Source organism: Streptomyces sp. NPDC058326 (assembly GCF_042879855.1).
In the GTDB taxonomy this organism is placed as follows: Bacteria; Actinomycetota; Actinomycetes; order Streptomycetales; family Streptomycetaceae; genus Streptomyces.
In genome coordinates, this window is sequence record NZ_JBHVZO010000020.1 from 137,498 (window position 1) to 156,118 (window position 18,621).

The 18,621-nt window shown below is 70.9% G+C and carries 19 protein-coding genes; 12 read left to right on the forward strand and 7 right to left on the reverse strand.

Features of this window, described 5'->3' with window-relative positions:
• The first annotated feature begins 9 nt into the window (after positions 1-9).
• Entirely contained in the window at positions 10-786 is a 777-nt protein-coding gene (pstB, locus tag ACFVYX_RS29825; RefSeq protein WP_389684591.1) for a phosphate ABC transporter ATP-binding protein PstB, read from the forward strand.
• Between the two features lie 190 nt (positions 787-976).
• Here the strand turns inward: pstB and ACFVYX_RS29830 are convergent, their stop codons facing one another.
• Together ACFVYX_RS29830 and ACFVYX_RS29835 are read right to left on the reverse strand one after the other, a co-directional pair.
• A complete protein-coding gene (locus ACFVYX_RS29830; protein WP_389684592.1) occupies positions 977-1,975 on the reverse strand; it encodes an anion permease in 999 nt (332 codons plus the stop codon).
• Positions 1,976-1,980: 5 nt separating this feature from the next.
• Positions 1,981-2,601, reverse strand: a complete 621-nt coding sequence (locus ACFVYX_RS29835) for a DUF47 family protein (protein ID WP_327163361.1) — start codon at positions 2,599-2,601, stop codon at positions 1,981-1,983.
• Between the two features lie 192 nt (positions 2,602-2,793).
• On the opposite strand from ACFVYX_RS29835, the gene ACFVYX_RS29840 reads away from it, so the two are divergent.
• Entirely contained in the window at positions 2,794-3,147 is a 354-nt protein-coding gene (locus ACFVYX_RS29840; RefSeq protein ID WP_389684593.1) for a metal-sensitive transcriptional regulator, read from the forward strand.
• A gap of 56 nt (positions 3,148-3,203) precedes the next feature.
• Here ACFVYX_RS29840 and ACFVYX_RS29845 read toward each other — a convergent pair whose 3' ends face one another.
• From ACFVYX_RS29845 to ACFVYX_RS29860, 4 genes are all read right to left on the reverse strand, one after another.
• Complete coding sequence (locus ACFVYX_RS29845; RefSeq protein WP_389684594.1) at positions 3,204-3,389, reverse strand: hypothetical protein; 186 nt, start codon at positions 3,387-3,389, stop codon at positions 3,204-3,206.
• Positions 3,390-3,507: 118 nt separating this feature from the next.
• On the reverse strand, positions 3,508-4,350 hold the full coding sequence (locus tag ACFVYX_RS29850; protein WP_389684595.1) for a hypothetical protein: 843 nt from the start codon (positions 4,348-4,350) through the stop codon (positions 3,508-3,510).
• A 404-nt stretch (positions 4,351-4,754) separates the two neighbouring features.
• Positions 4,755-5,477 carry a phosphatase PAP2 family protein gene (locus ACFVYX_RS29855; protein ID WP_389684596.1) on the reverse strand — a complete coding sequence of 241 codons (723 nt, stop codon included), beginning with the start codon at positions 5,475-5,477 and terminating at the stop codon, positions 4,755-4,757.
• A gap of 214 nt (positions 5,478-5,691) precedes the next feature.
• A complete protein-coding gene (locus tag ACFVYX_RS29860; RefSeq protein ID WP_389684597.1) occupies positions 5,692-6,693 on the reverse strand; it encodes an NlpC/P60 family protein in 1,002 nt (333 codons plus the stop codon).
• 402 nt (positions 6,694-7,095) lie between these two features.
• On the opposite strand from ACFVYX_RS29860, the gene ACFVYX_RS29865 reads away from it, so the two are divergent.
• From ACFVYX_RS29865 to ACFVYX_RS29890, 6 genes are all read left to right on the forward strand, one after another.
• On the forward strand, positions 7,096-7,404 hold the full coding sequence (locus ACFVYX_RS29865; protein WP_017242359.1) for a hypothetical protein: 309 nt from the start codon (positions 7,096-7,098) through the stop codon (positions 7,402-7,404).
• 98 nt (positions 7,405-7,502) lie between these two features.
• Positions 7,503-8,330 carry a hypothetical protein gene (locus tag ACFVYX_RS29870; protein ID WP_389684598.1) on the forward strand — a complete coding sequence of 276 codons (828 nt, stop codon included), beginning with the start codon at positions 7,503-7,505 and terminating at the stop codon, positions 8,328-8,330.
• Positions 8,320-9,651: a hypothetical protein gene (locus ACFVYX_RS29875; RefSeq protein WP_389684599.1), complete on the forward strand. Its 1,332-nt coding sequence runs from the start codon at positions 8,320-8,322 to the stop codon at positions 9,649-9,651. Before ACFVYX_RS29870 ends, ACFVYX_RS29875 begins: the two co-directional genes overlap by 11 nt.
• A complete protein-coding gene (locus tag ACFVYX_RS29880) occupies positions 9,648-11,201 on the forward strand; it encodes an SCO6880 family protein (protein WP_389684600.1) in 1,554 nt (517 codons plus the stop codon). The genes ACFVYX_RS29875 and ACFVYX_RS29880 overlap by 4 nt, the downstream gene beginning before the upstream one ends.
• A 20-nt stretch (positions 11,202-11,221) precedes the next feature.
• Positions 11,222-12,616 carry an ATP-binding protein gene (locus ACFVYX_RS29885; protein ID WP_389684601.1) on the forward strand — a complete coding sequence of 465 codons (1,395 nt, stop codon included), beginning with the start codon at positions 11,222-11,224 and terminating at the stop codon, positions 12,614-12,616.
• A gap of 4 nt (positions 12,617-12,620) precedes the next feature.
• Positions 12,621-14,207, forward strand: coding sequence for a type VI secretion protein (locus ACFVYX_RS29890; RefSeq protein WP_389684602.1), 1,587 nt, complete (start codon positions 12,621-12,623; stop codon positions 14,205-14,207).
• 14 nt (positions 14,208-14,221) lie between these two features.
• Here the strand turns inward: ACFVYX_RS29890 and ACFVYX_RS29895 are convergent, their stop codons facing one another.
• Entirely contained in the window at positions 14,222-14,782 is a 561-nt protein-coding gene (locus ACFVYX_RS29895; protein WP_389684603.1) for a GNAT family N-acetyltransferase, read from the reverse strand.
• Positions 14,783-14,913: 131 nt separating this feature from the next.
• On the opposite strand from ACFVYX_RS29895, the gene ACFVYX_RS29900 reads away from it, so the two are divergent.
• From ACFVYX_RS29900 to ACFVYX_RS29915, 4 genes are read left to right on the forward strand one after another with little or no spacing between them, the layout of a single operon-like run.
• Complete coding sequence (locus tag ACFVYX_RS29900; RefSeq protein ID WP_389684604.1) at positions 14,914-15,816, forward strand: ABC transporter ATP-binding protein; 903 nt, start codon at positions 14,914-14,916, stop codon at positions 15,814-15,816.
• The gene (locus tag ACFVYX_RS29905) at positions 15,813-16,583 is read left to right on the forward strand and encodes an ABC transporter permease (RefSeq protein WP_389684605.1); all 771 of its coding nucleotides are present in this window, start codon (positions 15,813-15,815) and stop codon (positions 16,581-16,583) included. Before ACFVYX_RS29900 ends, ACFVYX_RS29905 begins: the two co-directional genes overlap by 4 nt.
• Before the next feature lie 13 nt (positions 16,584-16,596).
• The gene (locus ACFVYX_RS29910) at positions 16,597-17,835 is read left to right on the forward strand and encodes a sensor histidine kinase (RefSeq protein ID WP_389684606.1); all 1,239 of its coding nucleotides are present in this window, start codon (positions 16,597-16,599) and stop codon (positions 17,833-17,835) included.
• Positions 17,832-18,503, forward strand: a complete 672-nt coding sequence (locus ACFVYX_RS29915; RefSeq protein WP_389684607.1) for a response regulator — start codon at positions 17,832-17,834, stop codon at positions 18,501-18,503. The genes ACFVYX_RS29910 and ACFVYX_RS29915 overlap by 4 nt, the downstream gene beginning before the upstream one ends.
• Positions 18,504-18,621 lie beyond the last annotated feature (118 nt).

The following is an 18,621-nucleotide window of genomic DNA, read 5'->3' on the forward strand; positions in this document are numbered from 1 at the left end:
GTGATTCACATGGCCAAGCGCATCGACGTCAGCGGCCTCTCCGCCTACTACGGCGCCCACAAGGCGATCGACGACATCTCCATGACCGTCGAGCCCCGCTCCGTGACGGCCTTCATCGGCCCGTCCGGCTGCGGCAAGTCCACCTTCCTGCGCACCCTGAACCGGATGCACGAGGTCACCCCCGGCGGCCGCGTCGAGGGCAAGGTGATGCTGGACGACGAGAACCTGTACGGGACGAACGTCGACCCGGTCGCCGTGCGCCGCACGGTCGGCATGGTCTTCCAGCGCCCCAACCCCTTCCCCACCATGTCGATCTTCGACAACGTGGCGGCGGGCCTGCGCCTCAACGGCAGCTACAAGAAGTCCCAGCTGGCCGACATCGTCGAGAAGTCCCTCAAGGGCGCCAACCTGTGGAACGAGGTCAAGGACCGCCTCAACAAGCCGGGCTCCGGCCTCTCCGGTGGCCAGCAGCAGCGCCTCTGCATCGCCCGCGCCATCGCCGTCGAACCGGACGTCCTCCTGATGGACGAGCCGTGCTCGGCCCTCGACCCGATCTCGACCCTCGCCATCGAGGACCTGATCGGCGAGCTGAAGGAGCGCTTCACGATCGTCATCGTGACGCACAACATGCAGCAGGCCGCCCGCGTCTCGGACCGCACCGCCTTCTTCAACCTGGCGGCCGTGGGCCAGCCCGGCAAGCTGATCGAGCTGGACGACACCGAGCGCATCTTCTCCAACCCGAGCGTCCAGGCCACCGAGGACTACATCTCGGGCCGCTTCGGCTAAAGACGCTGCGGCCAAAGACGTCCGGCCCGTGTGAACCCACCACCGGGGGCAGCGACCACGCCCCCGGCCCAGGGTGACCACGTGCGGGGCAACCGCGTCTGCGGTGCTGCATGGCGGTGCCACCGTAAGACGAAGGGCCCGGCTCCCCCACAGGGGAGCCGGGCCCGACCATTTCCAGCCATCATCGGCCTCAGCCGAAGAAGAGCTGCACCACGTAGAAGCTCGTGGCGGCGACCAGAGCAGCCGCCGGCATCGTGATGAACCAGCCCAGGATGATGTTCTTGGCGACACCCCAGCGCACCGCGTTGACCCGCTTCGTCGCCCCCACACCCATGATCGCGGAGGTGATGACATGGGTCGTCGAGATCGGCGCGTGGAACAGGAACGCCGAGCCGAACATGATCGACGCACCCGTGGTCTCCGCCGCGAAACCCTGCGGAGGGTCCAGCTCGATGATCTTCCGGCCGAGCGTCCGCATGATGCGCCAGCCGCCCGCGTACGTACCCAGCGAGAGCATCACGGCGCACGCGATCTTCACCCACACCGGGATGTCGTCGCCCGCCTGCTGCACATCGGCGATGACCAGGGCCATCACCACGATGCCCATGGTCTTCTGCGCGTCCTGCAGACCGTGACCGAGCGCCATGCCGGCCGCCGACACCGTCTGCGCGATACGGAAGCCCCGCTTGGCCTTGTGCGGGTTCGCCTTGCGGAACACCCACATGATCGCGCACATGACGAGGTAGCCGGCGATCAGACCGACGAACGGCGAGATGAACATCGGGATGACGACCTTGTCGAGGACGCCGCCCCAGAGCACCTCGGTACCACCGGCGAGCGCCGCACCCACCATGCCGCCGAACAGGGCGTGCGAGGAGGAGGACGGCAGACCGAAGTACCAGGTGATCAGGTTCCAGATGATCGCGCCGACGAGCGCGGCGAAGAGGATGCCCATCCCCTTGTCGCCGACCGGCGTCTCGATGAGCCCCTCACTGACCGTCTTGGCGACCCCGCTGCCCATGAAGGCACCCGCGAGGTTCATGACAGCCGCCATCGCCAGCGCCGCCCGGGGGGTCAGCGCCCGGGTCGACACCGAGGTGGCGATGGCGTTGGCGGAGTCGTGAAAGCCGTTCGTATACGTGAAGCCGAGCGCGACACCGATGGTCACGATCAGAGCGAAGGTGTCCACGAAGCTCAGGACTCCTTGACCGCGATGGTCTCCACCGTGTTGGCCACGTGCTCGAACGCGTCGGCCGCCTCTTCCAGCACGTCGACGATCTGCTTGAGCTTGAGCACCTCGATGGCGTCGTACTTGCCGTTGAAGAGCTGGGCGAGCAGCTTGCGGTGGATCTGGTCGGCCTGGTTCTCGAGCCGGTTGACCTCGATCCAGTACTCGGTGAGGTTGGCCATCGTCCGCAGGTTCGGCATGGCCTCGGCGGTCAGCTCGGCCGCGCGGGCCAGGACCTCGATCTGCTGCTCGACACCCTTGGGGAGCTCTTCGACGTTGTAGAGGACGACCAGGTCGACGGCCTCCTCCATGAAGTCCATGATGTCGTCGAGGGAGGAGGCGAGGTTGTAGATGTCCTCGCGGTCGAACGGCGTGATGAAGGAGGAGTTCAGCTGGTGGAAGATCGCGTGGGTCGCGTCGTCGCCGGCGTGCTCCGCTGCCCGCATCCGCTCCGCGATCTCGGCCCGGGCGGAAGGCTCCGCTCCGAGCAGTTCCATCAGGAGCTTCGAGCCCGTGACGATGTTGTCCGCGGAGGCGGCGAACATGTCGTAGAAGCTCGTCTCCCTGGGGGTCAGACGAAATCGCACGTGGGGTCCTCGGGGTGCTGGGTTTCGGTCAGGCTGATGCTAGGCGCATCATCCGGCCACGGCTAACCGGCGTCCTCTCAGTGTCGCCCATCAGGCACAGTGAACCGTACGGACCCCCGCCCGGATCGGCGGGGATCGGTACCATATACCCACGAGGGGTATACCCCCCTTAATGGACAACGGGAGGACGCGATGACGACCACCGAGGCGGACCAGGTCACCCCCGAGGCCGTCGAGGCCGTCGGGCCGGCCGACCACGGGCACGGTGTGCACGGCTACCACAAGCAGAAGGACGAGCACCTCAAGCGGCTCCGCCGGATCGAGGGCCAGATCCGCGGTCTGCAGCGGATGGTCGACGAGGACGTCTACTGCATCGACATACTCACTCAGGTCTCCGCCTCCACGAAGGCGCTCCAGTCCTTCGCGCTCCAGCTCCTGGAGGAGCACCTGCGGCACTGCGTCGCCGACGCGGCGGCGACCGGCGAGGGCATCGACGCCAAGGTCGAGGAGGCCACGAAGGCCATCGCCCGCATGCTCCGCACCTGAGCGAGGACCGAGACGGGGCCGGCCCGTACGAAGTGGGACGGACCGGCCCGCACCCGTCAGTGGTCCTCCACGGCCTGCTCCGACGCCACCCGCAGCACCTCGTCGATCCGGTCGGCGCTGAGCCGTTCCCCGTCCGCGGCCGACGCGGCGATGATCAGCTCGCCGCACAGTTCGATCTCGGCGAGGGCGACGCAGTCCGGGTCTGCGGGCACGATTGCTGTACCGGGCGGGGCCACGCGCATCCACCTCTTCCTGCCGGCGTCGGTCTCCCAGCGGCCTCCCAGCGTAGGGACGGCGCCACGCACCGCGCATGACACGTCCGGACCATTTGCCGATGGTCCACACCAGCACCGCGCGAGGTCAGCCCTTGATCTTCCCCGCGTAGATGTCCCGGCGGTCCGGCAGCGTCACCTCGACACGGACGCCGAAGCCGTAAAGCAGCGTCGTCGACGCGACCGCGACCGTACGGCCCTGGTTGCTGAAGCTGAACTGGTGGCGCACCTTCCGCAGCCGCCCCTCCCCGTCGAGGTACGCGTCGAAGGGCACGGTGTCCGTGGTGAACCCTTTCGCCGCCGCGGCGAGCGGCCCGCGCAGCTGCGGCGAGGCGACCCTGGCCGCGTGGGCGATGTCGGCGATCCCCCGGTAGTGGCTGACTTTCACCCCTGCCAGCTCGGTCTCGCCGAGGTACGTGACCTTCCGGGCGCCCCGGAGCAGCTCCGCGGCCGCGGCCGGATCGGTGGCTCCGCCCGTGACGAGGTTCCCGTCGTCGAGGGTGGTGGTGTCGACCCGGACCCACTTGCCGGCGGGCACCCCGGCCCCCCGGTTCTTCATGTAGAGGGCGCCGGGGGTGAGGAGCTCGGTGATCGGCCGGTGCGCGCCGGTCCCGGCCGGATCCTTCGGCAGCACCACCTGGAGCCGTCCGGTACGGCGCCGGAAGTCGTAGCCCCCCTCGCCCCGGATGGTGACCCGGGTCCCGCCCGCCGCCATCTCCATGGAGGTGCTCGCCTTGGAGGTGCCGGCCTTCGTCAGCACGTCGGCCGCGTTCCGTACGACGAGCACGGGATCGACCGTGGGCTTCGGGTCCTCGGGGGCGGCGCACCCGGTGACCGCCGCGGTCCCGACGAGGGAGCCGACCAGGACGGCGGTGACGGCGAACGCCCCGCTCGCGCGAGCGCCCGGACGCCCGTACCCCTGCACCACCATCGTCCGCCAACCCCCAACGCCTCACCGCTGCTTGCCCGGGACCCGCCCTTCCCCGGGCCCACGGGCCCGGGGAGACCCGCTCCGCATAACGACGGTCGGCGCGTGCCGTCACGCGCAGTACGGTGGTGGAGTGCACGCCCAGTCCACTCATCACACCGCCACGACGACGGAGCGCGGCTCGTTCGCGCTGGCACGCTGCAGCTGCGGCTGGTCGGGCCCCGCACGCCGGTCCAGGGACCGCGCCCGTACGGACGCGGCGGACCACGTCCGTACGGCAGACAGCGGAGATTCCTGAGAGGCACCGCCCCGATCAGGCACGGCCCGAGCAGACCTGGCCCGATCAGCCCTGACCAGACCTGGCCCGATCAGCCCTGACCAGGCCGGGGGGAGCCCGACCGGCCGGATCAGGCCGCGAGGTCGTTCCGGTCGGTGCCGGGGGCCGGGCCGCCGACCCGCGGTTCGGGGAGGCCGACCGCTTCCGGGCGCCTCCGCGCGTCGGCCCGGCGGGAGCGGACGAGCCCGGCGGCGCGGCCCGAGCGGGCGACGGCGGAGACCACCGGGGTGAGCAGCGCGAGGGCGAGCGGGGCGAGGAGCAGCGCGACCGCCGTACCGAGGGCGAAGCCGCCGATCACGTCCGTCGGGTAGTGGACGCCCATGTAGACCCGCGCGAAGCCCTCGGTGAGGGCGAGTCCGATGGCGACCGCCCCGAACCTCCGGTGGGCGACGAAGACGCCGACGCCGAGGGCCATCGCCAGGGTGGCGTGGTCACTGACGAAGGAGAAGTCGGTCTTCCCGTCGATGAGGACCTCCAGCCCCTGGTGGTCCTTGAAGGGTCTGGGACGCTCGACGAAGCCCCGGATGGGGATGTTCACCAGGAGGGCGACGCCGGCGGCCAGCGGGGCCCACACGAGCCCGGCGACGGCCGAGACGGAGTCGGCGAGGGTGCCGCGGCGGCGGACGCTCCACCAGCACCACAGGCAGACGAGAGCCATCGCGAGCATGATCCCGTACTCGCCGACGAACTCCATGACCCGGTCGAACCACGGAGGGGCGGCCTTGGCCAGCCCGTTGATGTCATAGAGCAGGCTGACATCGGGGTTCGAACCGTCCGATGCGAGTCCAGCCATCTGCTGAGGCCCCTTGCTCTCGTGTCTGTGTTTTCCAACCCCCGTGGTCAGAGCGGTCGGATCAGGGAACGAACCGCGTGAGGCGCACGTTCCGCTCTCTCCGGTGGATCATGATGACGTTATCGAAGAGTGACGGTTCACCGCAGCTCAGGGCCTGCGCATGACGGAGAGTTCCGGCCATGTCCGGTACGACCGGACGGTCCGTCTCCTCCGTTCAGGGCTGCGGCAGATGGGTCGGGAGCGCGGCCGCGCCCTCCGCCGTGACCCGGGTCGCGCCGAAGTAGTCCGGGGTGTCGATCCGGTCGAAACGGATCACCGCCCCCGTGCGCGGCGCGTCGATCATGTACCCGCCGCCCACGTAGATGCCCACGTGACGGATGGCGCGGGAGTTGGTCAGGTCGTCGGAGAAGAAGACCAGGTCTCCCGGGAGCAGCTCGTCACGCGAGGGGTGCGGCCCCGCGTTGTACTGGTCGTTGGCGACGCGCGGCAGATCGATGCCGACGCTCTCGTACGCGGCCTGGGTGAGCCCGGAGCAGTCGAACCGGCCGTTCTGCGCGGCCGTGCCCGTACCGCCCCACAGGTACGGCGTGCCGAGCTTCTGCTGCGCGTAGTGGATCGCGCCCGCCGCCTGCCGGGAGGGCTCGACGCGCCCCACGGGCCGGGCGAAGCTCTTCTCCAGGGACCGGATGATGCGCACGTAGTTCCGGGTCTCCGTGAACGGCGGAACCCCGCCGTGCCTGATCACCCGGTACGCGCCCGCGTTGTACGCGGCCAGCATGTTGCTCGTCGGGTCACCGGGCACGTCCTTCACGTACCCGGCGAGCTCGCAGTCGTACGAGGCCGCCGACGCGATCGCGTCCTTGGGATCCCAGATGTCCCGGTCACCGTCCCCGTCACCGTCCACGCCGTGCGCGGCCCAGGTGCCGGGGATGAACTGGGCGATGCCCCGGGCGTCGGCAGGGGAGACGGCCCGCGGGTTCCAGCCGCTCTCCTGGTAGAGCTGGGCGGCGAGCAGGGCCGGGTTGATGGCGGGACAGAGGTTCCCCCACCGCTGCACGAGCCCCTGGTAGAGGGCGGGGACGGCGCCCTTGGCCAGGGCCACGGTGCCGTTCTTCGCGCTTCCCGCGCCGCCGACGAGACCGGCCGCGGCGGAGTACGTACCGACGACGAGCAGTGCGACGAAGCCGACACAGAGCCCGAAGACCCCTCCGGACACCAGCCACGCCTTGCCAGCCCTACGCACCGTCAACCACCCCTCGGCCCATGGCAGTACGCCCCGGCGGTCAGTCTAGGCGGCGAGACACCCGAGGGGGACGGTGCGCGACGAACCGGTCACACGCCGCAGGTCCCACGGGTCCGACGCGGCCCCAAGAGTGCAACAACGACAATCATTGCCCGGAGTCACCCTCCGTGATACACAGAGTGACCATACGCTTCTTCGCGTGGAAACCGGCCACACCACCGCAGGTCAAGACGGTCAGACCGGTCAAGTGTGCGGGGAACGGGTAAAGAGAGCCGCCAAGCCGTCACACGCGGGCGGTTTCATCAGCGAAGATAGGGTGATGACCCATGCCGTCCGGCAGGGGCAGCTAACTACCCAACAGGGGCGGTGAGTTACATGTACCTGGCGGCAGAAAAGGGCGACATCACCACCATCATCGGTGGAATCGCCCCGAACTGGGGCCCGTTCGGCAGCCTGGGCGCCGAGGCCAAGATCATGATCGAGGTCGTGATGGCCGTGGCCATCCTGCTCTGCCTCGGCATCGCCATCTGGGGAGCGGCCAAGCAGCGCATCGGCGCCACCGCCCTCCGCGACACGTTCAGCGCGGAGCAGGGCAAGGGCCTCATCGTGGCCGGCCTGACCGGCGTCTTCATCATCGGCTCCCTGGGGACGCTGTTCACGATCGTGTACGGGATGGCCGTCTGATACCCCGTCGGGCCCCATCCTCCTGAGATTGCGTTCCCTGATGTCCAGTCATGTTGCAGCCTGCCCGTACCGCGAACCAGTGAGGGGGCGTACCCGGCATGAGTCCCGGTGACGAGCACGACAGCTTCGGCGGCGTGGGCGGCTCGGGCCAGACCCGGACCCGCCTGCCCGAAGGCAACAGCGGCGACGTCTACGGCGGCGCCCGCCGCCCCGTCCGCAGCTCCCGCTCCCTCATCACGGTCGTGGGCGTGGTGGTCCTCCTCGTCGCGGCGATCGCCTTCGCCAACCGGGGCGGCGGCGACCTGGCGGACGCGGCGGGCCCCACCCCCGGCAAGACGGCCCCGACAGCGGCGACGGGCGTCCGCCCGGTCCAAGGCAAGAACGGCACCATCCCCACGGGCTACGCCCACGACGAACAGGGCGCACAGAGCGCGGCGTCGAACTATGCGGTGGTGCTGGGGTCGGACGGGATGTTCCAGGACGGCAGCCGCGAGGACATCGTGCGCGCCACCCACGACCCCGCCGTCGCCGACGACCTGCTCAAGCGTCTGGACGCCTCCTACTCGGCCGACTTCATGACGAGCGTCGGACTCGACGCGAACGGCTCCGCGCCCTCCGGCCTGACCTTCGTGTCCCGCACCGTTCCGGTCGGCGCCAAGGTCCGCGACCAGACCGACACCTCCGCGACCGTCGAGGTCTGGTGCACCGGCCTCTTCGGCCTGGCCGGCGCCGGCTCGACCAAGCCCGTCACGTCCAGCTGGTTCACCCTCACCCAGAAGCTCACCTGGGTCGGGGGAGACTGGCGGATCAGCTCGTCCAGCCAGACCGAGGGCCCGACTCCGGTCAACGGGGACAACCGAGCCTCCGCAGCCGACGAGATCGCCTCGGCAGTCGAGGGATACGGAGGCTTCACCTATGCCCGCTAGCCGCAGCCTGGCGGGCCGTGCGTCGGCCACGCTCACCGCGGCGTTCCTCGCCGCGCCGTTCCTCCTCGCCCCGTCCGCGTACGCCGCGCCCACCCCGACACCCTCCGGGCCCACACCGTCCCCGAGCACCTCGAACAACGACTGTGGCCTCATCGTGGGACAGGCCAGGGATCTGTGCGAACAGGGTCAGACGGGCGGCGGGTCCGGCGGCGGATCCGTCCCCGATCCCACCTCCGCGGTCGACCCGCTCTCCTCCCTCGCCCGAGGCTGCGCCGACGCCGCCGTAGCCACCATCGACTACCTCTCCAAGGCCGTCAAAGAGACCGCGGACGTCGACTTCACCAACCTGGAGTTCCTCGGCCGGTACGCGATCGTCTTCGCCGCCTCCACCTTCCTCACCCTCCTCCTCTGGCTCCTCGCCGTCGCCAAGCGCGCCATCCGGGGCGTCCCCCTCACGACCGCGCTCTCCGAAGCCATCGGTTTCCTCTGGCTGACGGTCCTGGCCTCCGCCTTCACGCCGCTGATCCTCTACACCGTCGTCAACGCCACCGACGCCGTCACCGAGGTCATCGCCTCCGGCACCGGCCAGCAGACCGATGTCTTCTTCGGCAGCTTCAAGCAGGCCCTGCAGAAGGGCGACAGCATCGGCGGCGGCCCGATCATGCTGATCATCGTGTCCCTGGTGACGGTCGTCGCCGCGGGCGTGCTGTACCTGGAGCTGTTCCTCCGCGCCGTCATGCTGTACGTCGGCGCGCTCCTCGGCGTCGTCGTCTACTCCGGTCTCGTCGACAAGAACATGTGGGGCCACGTCCGCCGCTGGGCCGGCATCATGATCGCGATCATCCTGGTCAAACCGGTCATCGTGATCGTCCTCGGTCTGGCCGGCGCGCTCTCCTCCGGCACCGGCCCCGACTCGTTCTCCGCCGTCGTGTCCGGCCTCGCGATCATCCTGCTCGCGATCTTCGCCTCCGCGATGATCTACCGCTTCGTCCCCGGCTTCGGCGACGAGATCGCCGCCTCCCGCAACAACCGCCTCCACCGCGCGGGCGAGAACGCCGCCGCGGCCGTCATGACCTCCCCCGCCTCCCTCGTCTCCCAGGGCATCAAGACCCACAGCTCCCGCGGCGACGGCGGCCAGTCCTCCCTGGGCTCCGGCCCCCGCCCCGCCAACCCCATGTCCGGCGGCATGGCCGCCCACAGCAGCCGCGGCGGTGGCGGCGGCGCCGGCGGTGCGGCTCCCCCGCCCCCGCCCCGTAGCAGCAGCCCCACCACGGGCACCCCGCACAGCAACCGCAAGAACTCTGGAGGTGGAGGGCGTTGACGACCCAGTCCCAGCCGGTCGCGCCCCGCCGTACGTATCTCGTGGGCCGTGCCCGGCCGAACGCGATCGTCGGCAAGAACCGCGAGACCGGCGAGATCGCCCTGATCATCGTCGGCGCCTTCCTCGGCATGATGAGCGGACTCCTCGTCCCCGTCCTCCCCGTGCGGATCGCGCTCCTCGCCGGCCTGCCCATGCTCGCGATCGCCGCCGTGTACCTCCCGTACAAGCACCGCACCTTCTACAAGTGGTTCGAGATCAACCGCAGCTACAAGCGGATGCTCAAGCGCGGCACGGCCTACCGTTCCGTCGTCGCCGAGGCCGGCACCCGCCTGGACGGCCGCGAGGTCGAGGTCGGCCCGCCCCCCGGCATCGGCCGCGTCGGCTGGCTCGCCGCCCCCTTCGGTCCCGACGAGATCGCCGTCCTCCTGCACGCCGACCGCCGTACGGTCACGGCCGCCATCGAGATCGAGGGCCCCGGCGTCGGCCTGCGCGACAGCGAGGACCAGGAGGCCCTGGTCGACCGCTTCGGCACCCTCCTGAAGCACGTCGCCAACGGCGACGGCTTCGTGACCCGCCTCCAGATGCTGGCCCGCACCCTCCCCGCCGACCCGGACGCGCACGCCAAGGACGTCAGCCAGCGCGGCGACCCGCACGCGCCCGCGTGGCTCATGGAGTCGTACGAGCAGCTCCAGTCGATGGTCTCCACCTCCAGCGAGCAGCACCGCGCCTACCTCGTCGCCTGCATGCACTACACACGCGAACTCGCCGCCGAGGCCAACGCCATGGCCCGTGCCGCCAAGCACGCCTCCGGCGCCCGCCGCCTCGACCGCGACGCCGGCCTCGCCGTCGTCATGGCCCGCGAGCTCACCGACATCTGCGCCCGTCTCGCCGAGGCCGACATCCGGGTCCGCCAGCCCCTCGGCCAGTCCCGGCTCGCCTCCCTCGTGCACTCCATGTACGACCCGGACCACCCGATCGACCACATCCAGGCCATGACGAAACGAAACGCTTGGCCGGCCGAACTCGACGCGATGGAACCGACGTACCTCCAGGCGAAGACCCGCGAGTCCTCCACCCGCGCCCCCTGGTGCCACGCCACGGCCTGGGTGAAGGAGTGGCCGATGACCCCGGTCGGCGTCAACTTCCTCGCGCCCCTCCTCGTCCACACCCCCGACGTCATCCGTACGGTCGCCGTCACCATGGATCTGGAACCCACCGAGGTCGCCATCGAGCGGATGCTCACCGAGAAGACCAACGACGAGGCCGACGCAAGCCGCGCCGCCAAGATGAACCGCACGGTCGACCCGCGCGACATCGCCGCCCACGGCCGGCTCGACCAGCGGGGTGAAGATCTCGCCAGCGGCGCGGCCGGGGTGAACCTCGTCGGGTACATCACGGTGTCGTCGCGTTCGCCCGAGGCCCTGGCCCGGGACAAGCGCACGATCAGGGCCTCCGCCGGCAAGTCGTATCTGAAGCTGGAGTGGTGCGACCGCGAGCACCACCGGGCCTTTGTGAACACCTTGCCGTTCGCGACCGGCATCCGCCGCTAGGGCCGAAGGGGCACAGACCCATGCGAGATCCGCTGTCCGTCCTCACCGAAGCCTTCACCTCCTTCCTCTTCGGGAAGGTGGAGACGACCCGTCTGCCCGTCCGCACCTCCACCGGACAGGCCCAGGCCGTCTACCTGCCGACCGCCGCTCCCGGCCTCGGCGACTCCGGCGTCATCATCGGCCGCGAGGTCTACAGCGGCAAGGGGTACATCTACGACCCCTTCCAGCTGTACGGGCAGCAGCTCCCCGCCCCGCACTGGCTGGTCCTCGGCGAGTCCGGCAACGGCAAGTCGGCCCTGGAGAAGACGTACGTGCTCCGCCAGCTCCGCTTCCGCGACCGGCAGGTCGTCGTCCTCGACGCCCAGGGCGAGGACGGCGTCGGCGAGTGGAACCTCATCGCCCAGGAGCTGGGGATAACCCCCATCCGCCTGGACCCGATGGTCGCCAACGACTCCGGGATCCGCCTCAATCCCCTCGACCCCTCGATCACGACCACGGGGCAGCTCGCCCTGCTCCGTACGATCATCGAGGTGGCGATGGGCCACGGCCTCGACGAGCGCTCCGGTTTCGCGCTCAAGGTCGCCCACGCGTACGTCACCGAGCACACCACCGACCGCCAGCCGATCCTCACCGACATCGTGGAGCGCCTCCGCCACCCCGAGGCGGAATCCGCCGAGGCGATGAACGTCGACATAGACGATGTACGGGCCTGGGGCCTGGACGTGGCCCTCGTGCTCGACCGGCTGGTGGACGGCGACCTCCGCGGCATGTTCGACGGCCCGACGACGGTGGGCATCGACCTCGACGCCCCGCTCATCGTCTTCGACCTCTCCCACATCGACCGCAACTCCATCGCCATGCCGATCCTCATGGCGATCGTCGGCGTCTGGCTGGAGCACACCTGGATCCGCCCCGACCGGAAGAAGCGCATCTTCCTCGTCGAGGAGGCCTGGCACATCATCAACAGCCCGTTCGTGGCCCAGCTGTTCCAGCGCCTGCTCAAGTTCGGCCGCCGCCTCGGCCTGTCCTTCGTCGCCGTCGTCCACCACCTCTCCGACGTCGTCGACGGAGCGGCGGCCAAGGAGGCGGCGGCGATCCTCAAGATGGCCTCCACCCGGACGATCTACGCGCAGAAGGCCGACGAGGCACGCAACACGGGACGGGTCCTCGGCCTGCCACGCTGGGCGGTCGAGATCATCCCGACCCTCACCCCCGGCATCGCGGTCTGGGACGTCAACGGCAACGTGCAGGTGGTCAAACACCTCATCACCGAACGAGAACGCCCCCTCGTCTACACCGACCGCGCCATGACCGAGGCCTCGGTCACCGACCCGGAGCTGGAGTGGGAGACGGAACAGCGGGCGATCCTCGTCGAGCAGCAGATGAACGGCACCTCACAGTCGACGGTGGCATAGACGGATGGACACTCCACAGAAGGGAGGAGGAGTCTCCGACGGGCTGCTGCTCAGCCTCTTCGGCCTCCTCCTCTGCCTCACGGTGCTGGTGTGGGCGGCGACGGGCCTGGCCGGCCTCCTCTCCCACGGCGCCTGGCCGGACGGCATCACCCTCACGGGCACGCCGTCCGCCCTCCGCTCCCTGGTCACCGCCCCGACGGACCTCCCGGCGGCCTGGCCGGCCACACCGCCGGGACAGCTCTCGGGGTACGGGCTCTTCTGGGGCCTGCTGATCGGCGAGGCGATGATCGTCCTCGTCCTCGCGGTCTTCGCCCTGGGCACGATCGCCCGCTGGCGAGCGGTACGGGCGAACAGGAAGGCGGGTGCGTACGGGACGAGCCGGGAGCCGGTACGGGACACCCGGGAGCTCGCGCACGAGGAGCCCGTACGGCAGACCCCGAAACCGACGGACGAGGAACCCGTACCCGGGAAGCCCAAGTACGAGAGGCCCACGTACGAGAAGCCCACCGACGAGAAGCCCACCTACGAGGAGCCCCTACGCGAGGAGCCCCTGCGGAAGGCCACTCCCCCCGCCCCCCGACGCCCCGCCACGGCGGACGCACCGGAGCCGGCCCCTGACCCGGCCCCGGCAACCACCCCGACACCGCCCGCTCCCGCCCCCACGGGAACCCCCCGCACCCTCTACGGCCCCCCGGAGGCCCGCCGCCCCGCCGCCGTCCAGGCGATCCTGGACGCCGAGGGCCCAGTCCTCGCCATCACCTCCGACCCGGCCGTCTGGTCCGCCACCAAGGACGCGCGCGGCAAGCTCGGCCCCGTCCTCCTCCACGACCCCGGACACCTCTGCGACACCCCGGCCCGCCTCCACTGGTCCCCGTCGGACGGCTGCGAGAACCCGGACACCGCGCAGGAACGGGCCGCCGCCCTGCTCGCCCCCGTACGCCCGCACTCCCGCCTCGACGCGGCCACCGCCGACACCGCGGAAACGCTCCTGCGCTGCTGGCTGCACGCCGCCGCCGTCGACGGGCGCCCCTTCCGCCAGGTCCACCGCTGGGCGCAGGGCACCGGCGCCCACGAGCCGGTACGGATCCTCCGCAGCCACCCCAAGGCCGCCTCCGGCCACGCCGGCCTCCTGGAGTCGGCCCTGACAGCACACCCCGAAAGCCGTCGCATGGCACAGGAACTGACGGCCCGTGCCCTCGCCGCGCTCTCCTCGATCCACATCAGAGAGGCCTGCACCCCGAATCGAACGGATTCGCTGGCGCTGGCATCTTTCCTCCCCGAAGGGGGCACCCTCTACCTGGTGGGGGAACCGATCGAGGATCCCCGCACCCACCCCGGCGCCATGCCGCTCCTGACGGCACTCGCCGCAAGCGTGGTCGAGCACGGCCGCCGCATGGCCGCACGGTCATCCGACGGTCGGCTCGACCCACCACTGACACTCGTCCTCGACGACGTCGCCGCCGTGGCCCCGCTCCCCCAGCTCCCCGAGCTCCTCGCCACCGGCCACACCCAGGGCCTCCCGACCCTCGCCCTGATGCGCTCGGTCGAGCAGGCCAGATCCCGCTGGCCGGAGACCTCACTCAGCCGCTGACCGCACCCGCCCGATCAGGCCGGCCGCGGCAGCTCGTACTCCAGCTCGACGTCGTCCTCGCTGCCGGGCACGGCGACCCGGACACCGGTCGCCGTGTATCCGAGCCGCCGGTACACCGCCTGCGCCCGCGTGTTCTCGGCGTGCACGTACAACCGCACCCGCTCGATCCGCGGATCCGCCAGCGACCAGGACCACTCCGCCGCCGCCTCGAACAGCGCGTCGATCACTCCGGAACCACGCGCCTCCTCCCGCACGAACACCCCGACGACATGCGTCTGTTCGACCTCGGGGGAAGCTCCGAAGATCAGCTCGGCCCCGGCCCGCTCCACCAGCACCAGCGCCGTGCCCACCCATCGCCCGTCCGGCGCCTCCGCGACGAACTGGCGCATCGCGCCGGGCCCGTCCTCCGACGCTCCCTCGGTCCGCTCCCGCCAGAAGGAGTCCGGCCGCTGCACGGCAGCCTCGTACGTATCCAGGAAGGCGAGGTGCGCGACCGGGTCCTGAAGCGCCGCAAGCCGCAACTCCCGGGCCTTCTCCCACTCGTCGGCGCGAACAGTGCGTATCAAATAGTCCATGCCGCGATCCTGACCAGCGCCTCCCTCCATGACAACGCCTTTTCCCCCGTCGTACCCAGGTACTACGCCCCCCGCCCGCCTCCCGCCCCCGGTCGGACGTCCCCCCGCCGCCCGCTCCCTACCGTCGAAGCATGATCCGAGCAGAGAACCTGACCAAGCGGTACGGGGACACGACCGTCGTCGAGGACCTCAGTTTCACCGTCCGCCCCGGCGCCGTCACCGGCTTCCTCGGCCCCAACGGAGCCGGCAAGTCCACCACCCTCCGCATGATCCTCGGCCTCGACGCCCCCACCCGCGGCCACGCGACCATCGGGGACCGCCCCTACGCGGCCCACCGCGCGCCCCTCACCCAGGTCGGCGCCCTCCTCGAAGCACGTTCGCTCCACCCCGGCCGCTCCGCCCACCACCACCTCATGGCCCTCGCCCACACCCACGGCATCCCCCGCGCCCGCGTGGAGCGGGTCCTCGCCCTCACCGGCCTCACCCACGTCGCCCACAAGCGCGTGAAGGGCTTCTCCCTCGGCATGGGCCAGCGCCTCGGCATCGCCGCCGCCCTCCTCGGCGACCCGGCCACCGTCGTCCTCGACGAACCGGTCAACGGCCTCGACCCCGAGGGCGTGCTCTGGATCCGCACCCTCCTCAAGTCCCTGGCGGCCGAGGGCCGTACGGTCCTCGTCTCCTCCCACCTCATGAGCGAGATGGCGCTCACCGCCGACCACCTCATCGTCATCGGCAAAGGCCGTCTCCTCGCCGACACCACGGTCGACGAGCTCGTCCGCACCTCGGGCGGCGCCTCCGTCAAGGTCGTCACTCCCGAGGCCGACCGGCTGCGCACCCTGCTGCCGGGCGCCGGAATCACCGTGGAGGCCCCCGACACCCTCCTGGTCACCGGCCCGGAGGCACCGGAGATCGGCCGCGCCGCCGCCGCCCACGGCGTCCCCCTCCACGAACTCACCCCCCAGGCCCCGTCCCTGGAGCAGGCGTTCATGGCCCTCACCCACGACTCCGTCGAATACCAGGGAGCCCCCGCATGACCACCCCGACCCTCACCCACGCGCGCGTACTCCGCTCGGAGTGGCACAAACTGTGGACGGTCCGCTCCACCTGGATCACCGTCCTCACCGCCACCACGCTCGTCCTCGGTGTCGGCATCCTCATGGGCGCCACCTACACCTCCGACGGCGGCGACTCCGACGTCGACACCGTCGTCCTCACCCTGTACGGCTCCCAGCTCGGCGGCATCGCCCTCGCCGTCCTCGGCATCCTCGTCACGGCGGGCGAGTACGCGACGGGAATGATCCGCGCCACCCTCACCGCCGTCCCCCGCCGCCTCCCCGTCCTGGGGGCCAAGGCAGCGGTCTACACGACCGTCGTCCTCGTCCTCTCCTTCGTCACCGCCATGCTGACGTTCCTCACGGCCCAGGTCTTCCTCTCCGGCACCGACCAGGCCGCCTCCCTCACCGACGACGGCGTCCTCGCCGCCGTCGCGGGCAACGCCGCCGGCGTCACCCTCCTCGGCGTCATCGCCCTCGGTCTCGGCGCCACCCTCCGCTCGGTGCCCGGCGCGATCGGCGCGTTCGTCGGCGGAGTCCTGATCGTCCCCGAGATCCTCGGCATGCTCCCGTACGAGGCGATGGACACCGCCGTCCGGTACTTCCCCACCCAGGCGGCCGGCGCCCTCGGATCCGCGACGCCCCTGCCGGGAGCGGTCTCCCCCGGCACCGCCCTGCTCGCCCTGCTCCTCTGGGCGGCCGCGGCCCTCGCCGTCCCCGCCCTGTTGCTCAACCGCCGCGACGTATGAGGATGATGACCGGGTGATCACGGAGGAGCAGCCGCAGACGACCGGTCCGACGGGCCTCAGCCGGCACGTCCAGCGCCTCCTGACCCGGCTCCGGGCCTTCGACACCCGGCACCCCTGGGTCTGGGACGCCACCGTCACCCTCACCTGGGCGGTGGCGGCCCTCGTGGACGCGGCAGGCGGCTGGCGGAACACGGCCCCGGAGCCGTCCCTGCCCACCTGGTTCGTGACCGCCCTCAGCCTGGGCTTCACCCTGCCGCTGTACTGGCGCCGCCGTCACCCCATGGCCGCCCTCGCGGTGATGGCCTGCGCCTCCCTCGCGAGCGACGCCTCGGGCGCCTTCCTGCAGGCCTCGTACCTCCAGATGCTCCCCGTCTTCCATCTCGCGCTGGTCCGCCCGCCCCGCGCGCTCCTGTGGTCCCTGGCGCTCATCGCGCCGCCCCTCGTGACGGGCGCGCTGCGCTTCTCCCGGGAGACCTGGGACCAGCGCGTGATCCCCGTCCTGTGGGCGTACGCCCTCGTCGCCCTCCTCGGCATCGCGGTCCGCGCACGCCGGGACCACACGGCGGGCCTCGTCGACCGGGCCCGCCGCCTGGAGATCGAACGCGACCAGGAGGTCCGGCTCGCCGCCGCGGCAGAACGCACCCGGATCGCCCGCGAGATGCACGACATCATCGGCCACAACCTCTCGGTCATCACCGGCCTCGCGGACGGCGGCCGGTACGCGGCGGCGAAGAACCCCGAGCGCGCCGCCCAGGCCCTCGACGCCATCGGTACGACGAGCCGCGAGGCGCTCGGGGAACTCCGCCGTCTCCTCGGCGTCCTCCGCGACGACGAGCGGGAAGCGGTACGCGACCCCCAGCCCACCCTGGCCGACCTGGACACCCTGATCACCGGCGTACGAAAGGCCGGCCTGCCCGTACTCCTCGACATCCGTGACGAGCCGACCGCCCAACCCCTCGCGCCGGGCGCCCAGCTGACGGTCTACCGGGTGGTCCAGGAAGCCCTGACGAACACGCTCAAGCACGCGGGCCAGGGGGCGAAGGCGACCGTCCTCCTGACCAGCACGCCCGCGGAGGTACGCGTGGAGATCACCGACACGGGAACAGCGAAAGCGCCCCCGGGCCAGGGACAGGGCCTCACGGGAATGCGCGAGCGCGCGGCCCTCTACGACGGCACACTCGACTGCGGCCCACTGCCGACCGGCGGCTGGGCCGTCCGACTCCGACTCCCCCGGGAGGGCTCCCCCTCGTGACGACCGTTCTCATCGTGGACGACCAGCCGATGCAGCGTTTCGGCTTCCGCATGCTCCTTGAGAGCCAGGACGACATGACCGTCGTCGGCGAGGCGTCGAACGGCTCGGAGGCGATCCGCCTGGTCGACCGCTTCCACCCGGACGTCGTCCTGATGGACATCCGGATGCCCGGCCTCGACGGCATCGAGGCCACCCGCCGCATCATCGCCGCCGGCGACCGCACCCGGATCCTGATCGTCACCACCTTCGACCTGGACGAGTACGCGTACGACGGTCTCCGCGCCGGCGCGAGCGGCTTCCTGGTGAAGGACGCCCAGCCGGAGGAACTCCTCGCGGGTATCCGCGCGGTGGCGAGCGGGGACGCCGTCGTCGCCCCGAGCCTCACCCGCCGGCTCCTGGACGCCTATATCCACCACCTGCCGCCGGCTGCCACGACGGCCGCCCGGCCGGAGGACCCCCGGCTGACCTCCCTGACGGGCCGGGAACGCGAGATCCTCACGGTCATCGGCCAGGGCTGGACGAACACCGAGATCGCGGAACGCCTCCACCTGGCGGAGTCCACGGTGAAAACGCACGTGGGCCGCATCCTCGCCAAGACGGGCGCCCGGGACCGCGTCCAGGCGGTGATCCTGGCGTACGACTCCCAGCTGGTCACCCCGACGACCTGAGGAAGCGGGGCCCGAAAGGGCCCGTGAACGCAGAAAAGCCCCGCACCATGAGGTGCGGGGCTTTCCCACAATGATTGTTCGGCGGCGTCCTACTCTCCCACAGGGTCCCCCCTGCAGT

Coding starts and splice junctions, on each gene's coding strand:
- ACFVYX_RS29845 (WP_389684594.1), bottom strand. CDS start 3,389: ATGCGCGTGGCCCCGCCCGGTACAGCAATCGTGCCCGCAGACCCGGAC.
- ACFVYX_RS29890 (WP_389684602.1), top strand. CDS start 12,621: ATGGACACTCCACAGAAGGGAGGAGGAGTCTCCGACGGGCTGCTGCTC.
- ACFVYX_RS29850 (WP_389684595.1), bottom strand. CDS start 4,350: ATGGTGGTGCAGGGGTACGGGCGTCCGGGCGCTCGCGCGAGCGGGGCG.
- ACFVYX_RS29885 (WP_389684601.1), top strand. CDS start 11,222: ATGCGAGATCCGCTGTCCGTCCTCACCGAAGCCTTCACCTCCTTCCTC.
- pstB (WP_389684591.1), top strand. CDS start 10: ATGGCCAAGCGCATCGACGTCAGCGGCCTCTCCGCCTACTACGGCGCC.
- ACFVYX_RS29895 (WP_389684603.1), bottom strand. CDS start 14,782: ATGGACTATTTGATACGCACTGTTCGCGCCGACGAGTGGGAGAAGGCC.
- ACFVYX_RS29840 (WP_389684593.1), top strand. CDS start 2,794: ATGACGACCACCGAGGCGGACCAGGTCACCCCCGAGGCCGTCGAGGCC.
- ACFVYX_RS29855 (WP_389684596.1), bottom strand. CDS start 5,477: ATGGCTGGACTCGCATCGGACGGTTCGAACCCCGATGTCAGCCTGCTC.
- ACFVYX_RS29875 (WP_389684599.1), top strand. CDS start 8,320: ATGCCCGCTAGCCGCAGCCTGGCGGGCCGTGCGTCGGCCACGCTCACC.
- ACFVYX_RS29905 (WP_389684605.1), top strand. CDS start 15,813: ATGACCACCCCGACCCTCACCCACGCGCGCGTACTCCGCTCGGAGTGG.
- ACFVYX_RS29870 (WP_389684598.1), top strand. CDS start 7,503: ATGAGTCCCGGTGACGAGCACGACAGCTTCGGCGGCGTGGGCGGCTCG.
- ACFVYX_RS29900 (WP_389684604.1), top strand. CDS start 14,914: ATGATCCGAGCAGAGAACCTGACCAAGCGGTACGGGGACACGACCGTC.
- ACFVYX_RS29865 (WP_017242359.1), top strand. CDS start 7,096: ATGTACCTGGCGGCAGAAAAGGGCGACATCACCACCATCATCGGTGGA.